The sequence below is a fragment of the Paraburkholderia caballeronis genome, from assembly GCF_900104845.1.
In the GTDB taxonomy this organism is placed as follows: domain Bacteria; phylum Pseudomonadota; class Gammaproteobacteria; order Burkholderiales; family Burkholderiaceae; genus Paraburkholderia; species Paraburkholderia caballeronis.
The window spans coordinates 1,866,235-1,880,224 of sequence record NZ_FNSR01000001.1 but is presented as its reverse complement, the minus strand read 5'-3'; the positions used below and the strand labels follow the sequence as shown (position 1 = coordinate 1,880,224).

8 protein-coding genes and 1 pseudogene are annotated in these 13,990 nt (G+C 60.2%); 5 read left to right on the top strand and 4 right to left on the bottom strand.

Going from position 1 to position 13,990, the window contains the following annotated elements; all coding sequences use genetic code 11:
• Positions 1-248 precede the first annotated feature (248 nt).
• Positions 249-1,532, bottom strand: coding sequence for a type II toxin-antitoxin system HipA family toxin (locus BLV92_RS08345; RefSeq protein WP_090543958.1), 1,284 nt, complete (start codon positions 1,530-1,532; stop codon positions 249-251).
• Positions 1,519-1,914, bottom strand: coding sequence for a helix-turn-helix domain-containing protein (locus BLV92_RS08340; protein WP_143040662.1), 396 nt, complete (start codon positions 1,912-1,914; stop codon positions 1,519-1,521). Before BLV92_RS08340 ends, BLV92_RS08345 begins: the two co-directional genes overlap by 14 nt.
• Before the next feature lie 318 nt (positions 1,915-2,232).
• On the opposite strand from BLV92_RS08340, the gene BLV92_RS08335 reads away from it, so the two are divergent.
• The 5 genes from BLV92_RS08335 to BLV92_RS08315 all read left to right on the top strand — a co-directional run bounded on the left by BLV92_RS08335 (position 2,233) and on the right by BLV92_RS08315 (position 11,225).
• On the top strand, positions 2,233-3,753 hold the full coding sequence (locus tag BLV92_RS08335) for a hypothetical protein (RefSeq protein ID WP_244283762.1): 1,521 nt from the start codon (positions 2,233-2,235) through the stop codon (positions 3,751-3,753).
• Positions 3,750-4,481, top strand: coding sequence for a hypothetical protein (locus tag BLV92_RS08330; protein ID WP_090543954.1), 732 nt, complete (start codon positions 3,750-3,752; stop codon positions 4,479-4,481). The genes BLV92_RS08335 and BLV92_RS08330 overlap by 4 nt, the downstream gene beginning before the upstream one ends.
• Before the next feature lie 2 nt (positions 4,482-4,483).
• Positions 4,484-8,884, top strand: coding sequence for a coiled-coil domain-containing protein (locus tag BLV92_RS08325; RefSeq protein ID WP_143040661.1), 4,401 nt, complete (start codon positions 4,484-4,486; stop codon positions 8,882-8,884).
• Positions 8,881-9,927 (top strand): Wadjet anti-phage system protein JetD domain-containing protein, encoded by a 1,047-nt coding sequence (locus tag BLV92_RS08320; protein ID WP_090543950.1) that lies wholly within the window; start codon positions 8,881-8,883, stop codon positions 9,925-9,927. Before BLV92_RS08325 ends, BLV92_RS08320 begins: the two co-directional genes overlap by 4 nt.
• A gap of 198 nt (positions 9,928-10,125) precedes the next feature.
• Positions 10,126-11,225 (top strand): IS3 family transposase gene (locus BLV92_RS08315; RefSeq protein ID WP_090543947.1). Its coding sequence is split into 2 segments (ribosomal slippage): positions 10,126-10,378 and positions 10,378-11,225, totalling 1,101 coding nucleotides; the frame shifts between segments, so codons are not numbered across the junction.
• Between the two features lie 26 nt (positions 11,226-11,251).
• Here BLV92_RS08315 and BLV92_RS08310 read toward each other — a convergent pair.
• Together BLV92_RS08310 and guaA are read right to left on the bottom strand one after the other, a co-directional pair.
• Positions 11,252-11,806, bottom strand: a pseudogene (locus BLV92_RS08310) (tyrosine-type recombinase/integrase); the annotation flags it as partial.
• 588 nt (positions 11,807-12,394) lie between these two features.
• Positions 12,395-13,978 carry a glutamine-hydrolyzing GMP synthase gene (guaA, locus tag BLV92_RS08305; protein WP_090543945.1) on the bottom strand — a complete coding sequence of 528 codons (1,584 nt, stop codon included), beginning with the start codon at positions 13,976-13,978 and terminating at the stop codon, positions 12,395-12,397.
• Positions 13,979-13,990 lie beyond the last annotated feature (12 nt).

The window sequence follows — 13,990 nt, the reverse complement described above, 5'->3', positions numbered from 1 at the left end:
ACGTGGCAGGGGTCTTCCAACAGGAAAATCCACCCCGAAAGCCAGACTCCAACGGTATCAGCGACGACTTTCACTTCTGCTCTGACGGTATCAGAAATGGCTTCTTCAGAGGAACTTACGGTATCGGAACAGAAGAGACGCCCTGCTTTAACGGCATCAGCATCTAATCAGCCAAAGCATCCTCACCCGATACCGTCAAGTCAGTACCAAGCCGTCCCGTAACGGGCCACCAGAGCCCATCGACACGTCTACTGACCCGCGAGCACCACAGTAGGGTCCAACTCAAACCCTGGGTAGTTAAATGCGCCCTCCAGCTTGTCACAATCCACGAGAGTCGCCCCCTGCTGACGCAGAGTTGCATGCCATCGTGCGGTCACGACTTGTTGAATCTGATCGACGATGGCTCTCGCGCGTTCAAGCGAGAGCCTGAATTGCCCATGTTGCGAGAGCAGATTGGTACGGTTTGCATAGCGGTTGTAGGCTCCGCAGGTCATCGCCAGATCGCGCTTCTCGACGCTGGTCAGCGGGTTGGGCGTCAGGTCGTAAGCCGGTGACAACTCCCACTTGGCCGTCGGCGCAATCAACGCATGATTGCGGGGATGGTCATCCGTATTCGAAATGAGCGCGTTGAACACCATCCGCCGAAACAACTCTTCAAGGTCCTGAGCGGAGCGTGCGCTTCGTCGCCGCAGCTCATCGGCCAGCAACAGGTACGACCACTTAGCCCGGTCTCCATGCGAGTCCTCGGCGCCCAGCGCAGTCAAGCCGCTCACCATGCGATGGCGCAAGTACCCGTCAGCGGTCAGCGTGCGGTCGAAACGCTGCACGAGCAGCACGTCCTTGCCGGCGACGGTTTCGATACGATGCCTAGCAACGTGCAGACCGCACTCCCGTGCCAACACGAGCATTGCGCCTTCAACACGCGCGTTGTTCCACTTGTCACCTTTATCTGGGAACTTGGCGAGCCATAGTCCCTCGCCATCTTCGACCACGTTCTTCGGTCGGGCACCGCCCATTGAAGTGCCTGGCTGCAAGAGCTCGAACATCTGCTCCGGAACGCCAGGCTTGCCCGCGGCCTCGTCATCCATGAACTGCTCGGCTACCTCGAGCAGCGCCTCCAGTTGAATGACCTGATTGAACTTGCGAATGGGTGCGGGCGGAACCTTGTCACGTCCGAAAGACAAGGCACCTGCGCGATCCTCCGGCGAATGCAGCAAGTAGTCGATCTCGGTGAGGTCGGTGCGCCCGGTGTGCTTTTCGATGATGCGACGGCCCCAGGCATCAGGCGACGCGTCACGCAAAGGACCGAAGATCCCCTTGAGTTTCACCGTCTGCACACGGCGCGGCGCCAAGGGCAGCTCATACGGATCCAGCGGGACGGCATCGGCACGCTGCAGGTAAGCCGGGTTGTAGACGAACGAGCCTGTGGGTACTCCCTGCGGGAGGTCCAACTCATAGAACCCCGCTGTCACGACCTCCAATGACTGCGGCAATTGCAGGTAGACGTAGGCACGTTGATCAGAACTCGCCATCGAACCGCTCCTTGGAATGGCGAACCCGTTGCGGCAGACGTGTAAGCTCCAGTTGCTTGCCTTCCTCATCGCGTTCAGGATCGGCAAACATCTGAATCTCGGATTCCAGACCCATCGCCCACAGCATAGCCAAGTAGGCCCCCAAGCCGGTTTGCAGGTTACCCGCCTCCACGGCGCGTGCGGTGTCGTAGCTGATGCCTGCTTTGGACGCCAGCTCGCGCAGGGTCAACCGACGACGCTTGCGGGCCATTGTCAGCCGCTCGCCGATGCGCTGAGCCCCGTTCTTCACAGCGAACGGAGCAGTCTGATTCAACTGAAGTGGACGAGGCATACCGAAACCATCTAAAATTCTCATAGAAACGGCTTCAGTATGCTTTTTCAATGAACCCAAGTCAAGAAATAAAGACTAAACCCTTTCTGATGTGACTTAAAAACGGTTTCAACATTCCAAACTTAAACGATGGGAATACATTCTAGATTTGCTTCCGCACTTCATGGGCTGCGCATGAATGCCCCAGAAACCGCTCTGGCACAGTGATCGAGGGTAGCGCACCGAACTTCCGGGTATCCCCTCTCTTTACCAAGCCTGATACGAAAGCACTCCGCGCACCGTCCATGAGCATCGAAAGTAAGCGTGTCTTCTTTTTGTTCGTACACCTTTTCTCAGGAGGGAGCTGTGCCGCACCAGGAGACGCCATCGTTGGACTCAGAACAGGACCTTGCGTCGCACAAGATAGTGCCGGCGGATCCTGAGCCGCTGGCATCCTCCGAAGGCAGCGTGGAATTGGATGGCGGTTCCACAGACCTGCTTGACCTATCGCGTCAGCAGCGCAACCTGTTGCTCCTGCGGCCCATCTTCCAGCTCGAGCGCTACAAGACGATGCTTGGCGATGAAGGCAGCGCGGATAGGACGCTGTTCCATGGCATCGACACCCACTATCTCGCGTTGTCTGCCCTTGACCTGATGATGGAGGCGACGACGGTCTCCAGCGGCAGTACCTCGGTCGAGGTTGTGGTTCACCTGGGGTACATCGCCAGCCGCATGAAGCCTGGCCTCACGTCTTCTCAAGCGCGCCGCATCGCGGAAGTTGTCCTCGACGCGCTCGACAACAAGGCTAACAACCACAGGGAGTTCACAGCGGAGTTCTTCGACGCGTCTACAGGCACGATCAAGTCGTTCCGATACCGACTGGTCCGCTTCGAACCAGACGCTGATGACGTTTACCGTTACCGTCCCACCGCCGAAGGCTACCTCGTATACCTGGGAATGCTCGATCTCGCTCCGGAGGACTCACAGGAGCTGATGGAGAAGATGCTCGACCTGCTCGTGCACCGCGGCCGATTCGAAGCAGCTGTCGAGATTGCCCGACGAGCACGGAAGTACTCCATCGAGTACCGCCAGCTGATTCGTGACCGGCTCTATCAAGCTTATCGAGCGCCAGGCAGCGTCAACTGGAGCCGCGACATGGCCGGGCGGCTTGACGAGGCACGGACGCACGTTCGTCAGCGCCAAGCCGAAGACGCCCGCATGGAGGAAGCCGTTGGCGAAGCCCTGCTTGGCGCCGATGAGCCGAAGACGCGCGAGAGTCTCGTAGAGTTGAAGGAAACCATCCGTAGCGCCAGCCTCATTCGACTGCAGCTTGTCACTGACATCAACGTAGCGCCCGAGCGTTTCATCGAGGCGCAGCGCGCGGTCTTCCGCGCACGCAGGCCCACCGGTCTCCCGGACCTTGAGCCGCAACTCCTTCCGCAACTCGTCAACCTTCCGACCCGAGTACTCTCGGCAGAGGCGGATGCCTTCATCAGTGCGCTGTACCCACCGGTGTGGCCGAGGGTGTATGACTTGAACTCGGCGTTCGCCCTGCTACTGGAGCAGCGAGGGGAAGACCCAGAGGTCGAGACTGACCCAGGTTCGATTGAAAAGCTCGCCCCCCTGCCAGACCAATTTTCAAAGGAACTCGTGCAGCGTGCCAACGACTGGCTGGCAGGCAAGTTCTCCACCGGCCAACGGCTGCGTATCGACCAACTGCTGGATGCTGCCGAAGACGAAGGCCTGGACCGGACGACGCGGCGGTGCCTCGTTCTCATCCTGTTCCGCTCGTTCGCGCGGTCCGAGAACGAGTTCAAGAACGTGAACGTCGAACTCACGGGAGACACCTTCCATCTCGACATCGCTCAGGGCAGTGCGCTCGAGTTCGTTCCCCAGGGAGAGTCCGAATGACCGCAGAACCTACCGTGCGCAACGCTGCGCGCCTGACCTACAAGGCGCTGCACACGACATTGTCGCCTATAAACGACTCGGAGTACCGCGAACTACTTGCCCTATGCAGGGCGGACCCGACGTTCAGACGGCACGTCGAGGATATTGCGGCCGGCATGGAACTGCAGATTCTCGACTTGAGCGAGCAGCGTGGGCTCATTGTAGTTCCGGCCTCCAAGGACAGCCGCTTCGCAGTGCGTCTCACGGATATCCGCAGCGGCATGACTCCAGACCAGAAGGCCGCACTCGCGCTTGCTCACATCGCCATCGCCGCGGTCTTCTTCCCAACGACTGATGGACTGGACGACGACAACTACTCCCCGCCCCCGGCGTCTGTGGCCACCTGCCGCGACACGCTCTATGCACTGGCGCGACGCCTGAAGGAGACATCCGACCTTCCGCCGGACGTGCCACCTGAGCTCGCTCCTGGTTGGGAGACGATTTCAGCACTGCCAGTAGCAATTCCGTCCGGTCAGCGAGCGTCGCACGCCTCGGTCGTCGGCGTCGTCAAGATTGCGCTGAACCAGATGGCGCAGAACGGCCTAGTTCGGCTTGACCGCGACGCGGAAGACGAGGCGGCTGCGACCTACACGCCCACCTTCCGGTTACGTGTGCAGTTGCGAGAGCTGGCGTTGCGGCGACTCTACGAGATGGCGCAACTGGCTACGACCGAGCGCAAGGCGGTATGACCATGCAGAAAATTTCCCGCATACACCTGGGTAACTGTGGCTATCGCACCGCATGGTACGAAGGGACGACCTTCGAGCTGACCGACCCAGACAGCGGCCAACCCACCGACACGCTCATCAACTTGGAGAATGGCGGAGGCAAGACCACGCTCATTGGGCTTGTGTTCTCGTGCTTCGAGACCGCTCAAGAGAGGTTTCTCAAGCACATCCAGAGCAAGCACAACACGTTCTCTCAGTACTTCACTCACGATGGCACACCCGGTTTCATCATCGTTGAATGGCTCATGCCGTCCAGAACGGCGGGAGGCAACCCCTACCGCCTGGTGACCGGTCAGGCAGTCGCGGTAAGGTCACACACCGAGCCACCAGAAGTCGACCGCATGTTCTTTTCATTCGAGGAGCACGCCGACCTTGGCCTGATCGACATCCCCGCCCCAGGTCTGGCACAGCCCACGCCGTCCTCCATGCAGGAGTTCTCTCGCTGGTTACATACCCAGCAGAAGAACTACCCTGGTGACGTTTTCATCAGCCATAATCGCCAAGCGGAGTGGCAGCGGCATCTGAGAGACGAGCGCCTCATTGACCTGGATATGCTGCGCATGCAGGTCAACTTCTCGGCCCAGGAAGGCGGTTTCGACACGGGTTTCCTCGACTTCAAGACGGAAGGCGAATTCCTGCGCAAGTTTCTGTACCTGACCAGCGACACGACGAAAGCCGACGAAGCACGCAAGCTGGTAGTCGCGGTGTGCGAAAAGCATCGCCGCAAGCCTCAGTTCCAGAGGCGTCGTGATGAGCTGACCCAGTTCCGGGCGTCGCTGAACGCTTTCGCCGAAGCGGCCCAGCTGTACCTCGAGACGCTGGCTGCACAGCGCTCAATGTTGATTCGGGGCGCTCAGATGGTCCAGGCACTGCAGGCCCGCGCCGTCTCCTTGCACCTCGACCATGACCGAGAGGCGGAATTCGAGCAGACCCAGCGACAACTGGCTTCGGCTGCGCTTGCGGACTCGGCGTTCCATACGAAGGAGCAGGCGACGGTCACCTGGGCTTGGCATCAGAAGCGGAGCGCGCAGGCAAAGGCGCGCAAGGAGGCTGCCGATGGCCGGGTAAGAGACCTGGAGCGAGACGAACGGCTCATCCGGGCCGCCCGGCTCCAGAAGGAAATTGTCGGCATCGACGAAGAGCTCAAGGAGCTCGACGCACTGGCCGAAGCCGAGCGCGCGAATCTCAAACCGACGAAGGACCACGTCGAGATTCAAGGGGCGCTGTTGCGCCGAGCACTGTTCAACGAAGAACAGCGACTGAAGGCAGTGCTCCAAATGCTCGATGAGCGAGCTACCGCGCGGGAGGAGGCACGCACAACCCTTCGCAAGCAACGAATGCAAGCCGAATCTGACGAACTCCGTCAGGTAGGAGAACGCTCGAAACTTCAAGCGGCCGAGGACTCCTACGCGCGTCGTAGGCAAGCTCTTGAAGTCGATGGGACCTTTCTCGGACCCGACGAGACAACTGCAGAGGCGCTTGAACGACTGAATTCTGAAGCTGCAACCGCGGCTTCCGAGCGTGACCTGCATCGTGCATCGCAGCAACGCTGCGCCAAAGAGGCACGCGAGCATCGACAGATCACTGCAGCGGAGAACATCCGCGCAGCCAAATTGGTCGGCGAGGCACGGACACTCGGCGAGTTCATCGCACGAGGGGAAGCCGAGCTCGAGCGCCTGGCACAACTACCTGCCCTTCTGAACGCTGCCGAATCCGACCGCGTCGACCCATTGTCCGCGGCCTTGCCTACCCGCCTACGCGAGATCGTCGCTGAGTCGGCAAGACAAATGTCTCTGGGAGACGTTCGCTTGGCGGAACTGCGCGCCACTAAGCAGGCTATTGATGAAACTGGGGTTGCTGGCTACAGCATCGACGTTGCATTCGTCGTCGAGACGCTTCTACAGGCAGGAGTGCGCTCGGCCAAAGCCTATAACGAATACATCTCACGAGCCCTGCCGGATACCGCCAAGGCCCGGGCGCTCGTCGTCAGTGACCCCGCCCGCTTCCTCGGCGTCTCCGTGGCATCCACGGAACTTGACAAGGCCAGGGCCGTCGCCTGGGAGGCACGGCGGCCTGCGCGTCCCGTGGTGGTGTCAGTGGCAACCCTTGAGCCCGCAGCGCAACCGTCGGAGCGTCTGGTCGTTCCTGCCGAGGACGATTCGGCCTTCAACGTCGAAGCTGCTGCCAAGCTGGGCTCGAACCTCGAACTCCGCGTCGCCGATGAAAACGAGCGCCGGGCCGCATATCGGCAGCGCCACGACCAAACGCTGAAGGCCATTCACGAGCTTGATACGTATGCGAAAGAATTCGGCGACGGAAAACTTGGACAGGCACGAGCCGAAAAGGTAACCCTCGAAGAAGACGCAGCAGCAGCGACAGCACGCGCGGAGTCCCTCGAATCGCTCGCGCTTGGGCTAGATGAGAAGGCACAAGAGCTGGAGCTGCAAGCCCAGACCGCCGATGCGAGACGACAAGCTGCACTTCTGTCTTCCGCAGCAGTTCTCACGTTCCAGAACGAACACGAAGTCGGCCATGCGGAGCGCGTCCATCGACTAGAAGAGATAGCGCAAGGCATCATCGCAGCACAGGAAAGCAAATCCGCAGCCGATGAGGGCCTTGAGCGACTGCAGGGTGAGCACGACCGCGATCATGGGTTGCGCGTGAGCACTGACCATGAACTCAAGGTCGCGGGCGAAGAGCGTGCGGGCGTTGCTCACTATGACAAGGACTACCCGGCTCACGAACAACTGTTGCAGAACCCGCGGCCTGTAGAGACGTTGCGCCGCATCTACAGCGATGCAGAAGCGGCCTATCTGGCCGAAGAAAGGGATCGACTGGGGGTATTAGCGCACAAACTGGAAGATGCTCGAAAACGGCGCGAGAACAAGGCCAAGGAGTTCACCCGTGAATTCAAGGGGGTCCAGATGGCGGACCTTGTTCCCTTCCTGAACATGAACCATGAAGAGGCGTTGGCCAACGTTGAGACTGCGCTGGAAGAGGCCAAGCCAGCGCAGGTAAACTCCGCCTCGAATCTGCAGGTCGTAAACGGCGAGTCAAAGAAGTGGTTTGACTCGAATAAAACGGACCTCGGCCCCGCAGTACCCGCTCACGAGGCTTTGAACCTAGATGCCCTGTCCGCGCTCATGGCAGAGGCCGAGAACCGCGTGAACGCAGCGTTGGAACGGATGCGTGTGGCCAACGACGCCGCGAACCAGGCCGTGGACCGAGCCAATCGGAAACGCGCGGCCGCGGAGGCCGACGGAAAGATTGAGGCGCTGCTGCGCAGCAGCATGGGATTTGAAGACAGGCCCGATCCTATGCTCATCGCAGCGGAAATCGGTGCCCAAGTGGGAATGACCTTGGATGTGCCGGACCCCGACAGCCTTGTTCTCGAAGCCGACGCCAGCAACCAAGTCAACGCGCTGCTGAAGGACTACACGGGGAAAAACCAAGGCGTCAGCAATCTGCAGACGAAGGCCCGCGCTACCTTCGACCTCGTCAAAGCGGCTGCATCGGAGCAATCGTTCCGCGAGGTCGACCCCGATGTCGCGCAGCAGATGGTCGCCAACGAGTTCGGTGCCGCGTGTACGGACGCGAAACGGCTCCTGGAGCATCTGGACGATCGCATCGCGACAACCGAGGCAACGCTACAGTCGATGCAAGCTGACTTCGATGCCTGTGTCGAGGAGGTACTTGCCGTCGTCCGCTCAGCCATCACGACGCTCAATCGCGCGACGAGCAAGGACAAGTCAGTGCCAGTGGGTGCCCCCTACGTCGGTGGCAAGCAAGTCCTAAAGATGCGGGCAAACTTCGGCACGGTCCCAGTCGAGACGCGACGCCAAACCCTCAGCGCCTACCTCGACACGTTGGTTGATACGAACGTGTTCCCCCCGCGCGGTACAGACCTCATCGCCGACGCCGTGGCGCGCGTTTATGGGCGTCCACTGGGACTGCAAGTCCTGAAGATGTCCATCGAGGAGACAGAGCAGTACGTACCGGTTGAGCGGGTTTCGAACTCTGGTGGCGAAGGCGTTGTCATGGCGATGTTCCTGTACCTGGTCATCAACCAGTTGCGGGCTGAGAACCACGCGCAGGTACATCGCATCGCCGGCGGCCCCCTTATCCTCGACAACCCGTTCGCGAAGGCCACCAGCCCCGCCATGTGGCGCGCCCAACGGCTGCTGGCCGAGGCCATGGACGTCCAGTTGATATTCGCCACGGCACTCCAGGACTTCAACGCTCTCGGCGAGTTTCAGCGATTCATCCGCCTGCGCCGTGCAGGACAGAACAGCAAGACGAGACGCTGGCACCTCGAGTTCGCGAACCTGAAGCTCAACGACGTACCCGAGGAGTTCACGGCTTGAGCGAGTTTCTTGAAGCGCTGCTGTCGTCGCCGCGCAAGCGTGTGCCGCTCGACGAACTGCGTCGACACTACTTCTCGCTGTACCCAGATGTCCAGAACAGCCCAGACCGCGGTGTGATGCTACTGAGGGCGCTGAAAGAGCTGGAAGCTGACGGCGCCATCTCACTACCTGCTGCCAGAAGTTGGGAACAGACCGGCTCGCCCGCTCTTCCACTTTGGATCACATTGAAGAGCTCGCCTCGCCCCAAGGTTTCTGTAAACCATGCCGACGTGACCTGGGCCCCGGAGCTAGGGTTCTGGCCGGAGTTGAGGCCATCGCAGTTGTCAGCGCTACGGCCCATCAATGACTTCCTGCTCCGACGCCGAGGGGCTTTCTCCTCGGTTCCGATCAAGGAACGTTCCTTGGAAATCTTCGGCGACGAGAAGCGGCTCGACAGCATGTCTGCCGAGGACTTTCTCTTTGGCGGTCGGCTTCCACTCTCCGTCATCGGTTGCTTCCGGGTACCCCAGCCGCTGCCCTATCGCAAGGTTGATGCGCCTGGAAAATCCGTGCTCGTTGTCGAAAACCACAACACGTACTGGAGCTTCGCCGAATGGAACGAGACCGCGCGACGATACACGGCGGTCATCTATGGCGGAGGTGAAAACTTCAGGCTCACTGGGCGAGCGTTGCACCAAGCGATGCAGGAAACAGGAGCTTCTTCAGCGGAATACTTCGGCGACCTGGACCCGAAGGGCTTATCGATTCCCGTGGACTTCAACCGCTCCGTCGAGCCAGGCTATCCGACCGTTTCTGCGGCACTCCCGTTGTACCGCTGGTTGCTTGCGAACGGCGTGCGGCGTGAAAAGCCAGAGTGTGCAACCTATGCAGCCGGACTGGCAGCTGCTTGGCTCGGCGCAGAGCTGGCCACAAAACTAGAAGCAATTTGGTCTGCTGGCACGTGGCTGCCTCAGGAGGCATTAGGCACTGAACAACTCCATGCTGGTGCCATAAACATCAAGGCTGGATCCACTGGCGATTTAGACGGCGAGCCAACGCCTTAATAGCGGCTGCACCAGCGTGAGCCAATCTGGTTTCCAGAGCTTTCAAGCTAACCTGCATGCTATGAAAATCTATTACGGACAACTAAAGATTATTATTTTTAGTGAGGAATTCCGAAAAACGATGACAACATGACCTGAGACGGATCATGTAGCCAAACGGCAAGTGAGTTCTCTTATCCTGTAGGCAAGGAGAACTCGATGAAGAAGCGCCACACCGACGAACAGATCATCCGCATCCTGCGGGAAGCCGAGAGCCGCGAGGAGGCGGTGAAGGATCTGTGCAAACGGCACAACATCACGGAACAGACGTTCTACCGCTGGCGAAACAGGTTCGGCGGCATGGATGTCGCTGAAGCCCGGCGTCTCAAAGAGCTTGAATCGGAAAACGATCGGCTCAAGCGCCTGATTGCCGAGCAACTGCTGGTGATCGACGGGCTGAAGGAGTTCAGCCGAAAAAAATGAGCACCCCGACGGGCCGGCGCGAAGCGCTGGAAGTCCTGACCCGCCGGGGGCTGTCACAACGCAAGGCATGTCGTTACCTGGGGCTGAGTCGCCGGGTGCCGGCCTATACGCCCAGACAGCCGGAGAAGGACCGGCTTCTGGAGGAGCAGTTGATCGCGGCGTCCCAGGAAGTGCCGCGCTTTGGGTATCGCCGTATCTCGGCGTGGCTGTCGCTGGGCGAATCGCGCGTGCGCCGGATGTGGCGTGCGCTGAAGCTGAACATCCCGAAGCGGCGGCCGCGCCGGCGGCGCTGCGGCAGCGATATCCGCCTGCCTGGCGCGACAAAGCCCAATTCGGTCTGGAGTTACGACTTCGTCCACGATCAACTGGTCGACGGCCGTGTCTTGAAAATGCTGTGCGTGATCGACGAGTACACCCGGGAATGCCTGGCAATCGAGGTCGGTGCCAGCCTGCGTTCGCAGGACGTGATTCTGGTGCTGTCGAGGCTGATGCGGCTGTATGGCAAGCCGGCATTCATCCGGTCGGACAACGGCGCGGAATTTACCGCCGCGCGGGTCATGCGCTGGCTGCGTGACGCCTCGATTGGCCCGGCCTTCATCACGCCGGGCAGCCCCTGGCAGAATGGCTTCGTCGAAAGCTTCAACGGCAAACTGCGTGACGAACTGCTGAATCGCGAATGGTTCCGCAGCCGCGCCGAGGCCAAAATGCTCATCGAGCAATGGCGCCAGTTCTACAACGAGAGGCGGCCGCATAGTGCCCATCGTTACCAACCTCCGGCCACGGTCCGTCGAGCCTGGCTGGAGTCCGATAATATCGACATGCGACTCACTGCCTGACTGGCTACAAAATCCCGCCGCAGGTCAGGATTGCTCACCTTCTCTCCATGAAGGTTCGCGTAGCCGTAGATCAGCTTGATGATTTCGCGGATGTTGAGCGCCACCGTGGGAGCTCCTCGCCCCTTCACGCGCAGGCATAGCGCACGCAAATCTTCCGTTTGAACTTCGCTCAAAAGGCGTTTCTTGAAAATCGGTAGGATGTCGCGATCCAGCACGCTCTTGCGCATTGCCCGAGTCGTAGGGGCCATAGTCGCTCCGTAGAGCCAATTAGCAGCGTGATCACCGAAGGTCTTGATCTCCGGCCCACGGGCTTTCTCGCGCTGTTTCTGGATGGCTGGGGAGATGCCATCGCGCACCAGCCGCTTGGCGGCTGACAGCTTATCCCGTGCAGCGGCAAGCGAAATGCCGCCGAAGCCATAGCGGCCGAGGGTCAGCGTTTCACGCCGGCCGTTGATGCTGTAGTCGTAGCGGAAGGAGATGGACCCTGTCGGGGAGATGGCCACGTACATCCCATCTCGGTCAGCGACTTTGTAAAGGGTCGCGCGAGGCTTGAGGTTCCGCAGGGTGAAGTCTGTAAGCATATTGATTTCCTGAATCGAGACGGCCGGTTGCCGTCATCAATCGCGAAACCTACAGATTTCCGCTTCACCCTGAGCACCAGGCCGCTTGGCCCATGGTCGCATTCTGTCTCATGCGGTCCCAGGCCCCGGCCGCCTACATGTGCCACATGAAAACGGCCGGTAAACCGGCCGAAAAACTGCGCAACGCCTCTTGCCAGCTTGTACGCAGCGACATGGCACCCTAATCTATCCAAAACCAAGGAAACCACGACGACCGGCAAGAGACAAATGCCGTCACAACCACAAGACGTACACCTGCCCGCAGACCCGCATGAAACCTGACTTTTTTGACCGCAGCATACCGTGTCGCACGGTATCGGCAGACGGTATGGCGGTTAGCCTAGATTGGGCCTAGGCTGAGCGCGCTATTTCTACCGTCGCCAATACCGTCGAGTTCAGTGCTTCGCAACCATCGACTTCGAGAGGATCAAAAAGACGATTACCCTTTTTAATCAATAGTTTAGAGGTGGATCACCGGGCTATATTTCATCAACTTGCACGTGCAAAACACGCAGTAAGTTGTTGATTTATAAGGATATTTTTCACCCCTCACTCCCACTCAATCGTCGCCGGCGGCTTCCCCGAGATGTCATAAACGACGCGATTAATCCCACGCACTTCGTTAATAATCCGGTTCGACACTTGCCCAAGCAGTTCATGCGGCAGATGCGCCCAATGCGCGGTCATGAAATCGAGCGTCTGCACCGCGCGCAGCGCAACCACATATTCATAAGTCCGCCCATCCCCCATCACCCCCACGCTCTTTACCGGCAGGAACACCGCGAACGCCTGGCTCGTCAGGTCGTACCACGACTTGCCGGTCTCCTTGTCGATCGTGTTGCGCAGCGTCTCGATGAAAATCGCATCCGCGCGACGCAGCAGGTCCGCGAACTCGCGCTTCACCTCGCCGAGAATCCGCACGCCGAGGCCCGGCCCCGGGAACGGATGGCGATACACCATCTCGTGCGGCAGCCCGAGTTTCACGCCCAGTTCGCGCACCTCGTCCTTGAACAGCTCGCGCAGCGGCTCCAGCAGCTTCAGGTTCAGCGTCTCCGGCAAACCGCCGACGTTGTGATGGCTCTTGATCGTCTGCGCGGCCTTCTTGCCCTTGCCCGCCGATTCGATCACGTCCGGATAGATCGTCCCCTGCGCAAGCCACTTCGCATCGGTCAGCTTCGCGGCCTCGGCCTGGAACACCTCGACGAATTCCGCGCCGATGATCTTGCGCTTCGCCTCCGGATCGGTGACGCCCGCGAGCTTCGACAGGAACGCCTCGCTCGCGTCGACGTGAATCACTTTCACGCCGAGATGGTCGGCGAACGTCGCCATCACCTGCTCGGCTTCGTTCAGGCGCAGCAGCCCGTGATCGACGAATACGCAGGTCAGTTGATCGCCGATCGCGCGATGCAGCAGCGCGGCCGCGACCGACGAATCGACGCCGCCTGACAGTCCGAGAATCACGTGCTCGCTGCCGACCTGGCGACGGATGTTCTCGACGGCCTCGTCGATGTAGTGGCCCATCTCCCAGTCGGCCTTCGCGCCGCAGATGCCGAGCACGAAGCGTTCGAGCATCGCGCGGCCCTGCACGGTATGCGTGACTTCCGGGTGCCATTGCAGGCCGTAGAAATGACGCGCGTCGTCCGCCATCGCGGCGATCGGGCACGACTCGGTCGACGCCATCAGCTTGAAGCCTTCCGGCATCTCAATGACCTTGTCGCCGTGGCTCATCCACACCTTCAGCATCCCGTGGCCTTCCGGCGTGCGGAAGTCCTCGATGCCTTCGAGGAAACTCGTATGGTTGCGCGCGCGCACTTCCGCGTAACCGAACTCGCGCAGATGACCGCCGTCGACCTTGCCGCCGAGCTGCTCGGCCATCGTCTGCATCCCGTAGCAAATGCCGAGCACCGGCACGCCGAGTTCGAACACGGCCTGCGGCGCGCGCGGCGTATCGGTCTCGGTGACGGAACTCGGGCCGCCAGACAGGATGATGCCCTTCGGCGCGAAGTCGCGGACGAACGCGTCGTCGACGTCGTACGGATGGATTTCCGAGTACACGTGCGCCTCGCGCACGCGGCGCGCGATCAACTGGGTGACTTGCGAGCCGAAATCGAGGATGAGGATCTTGTCGTGCATGGCAGCGGGCGG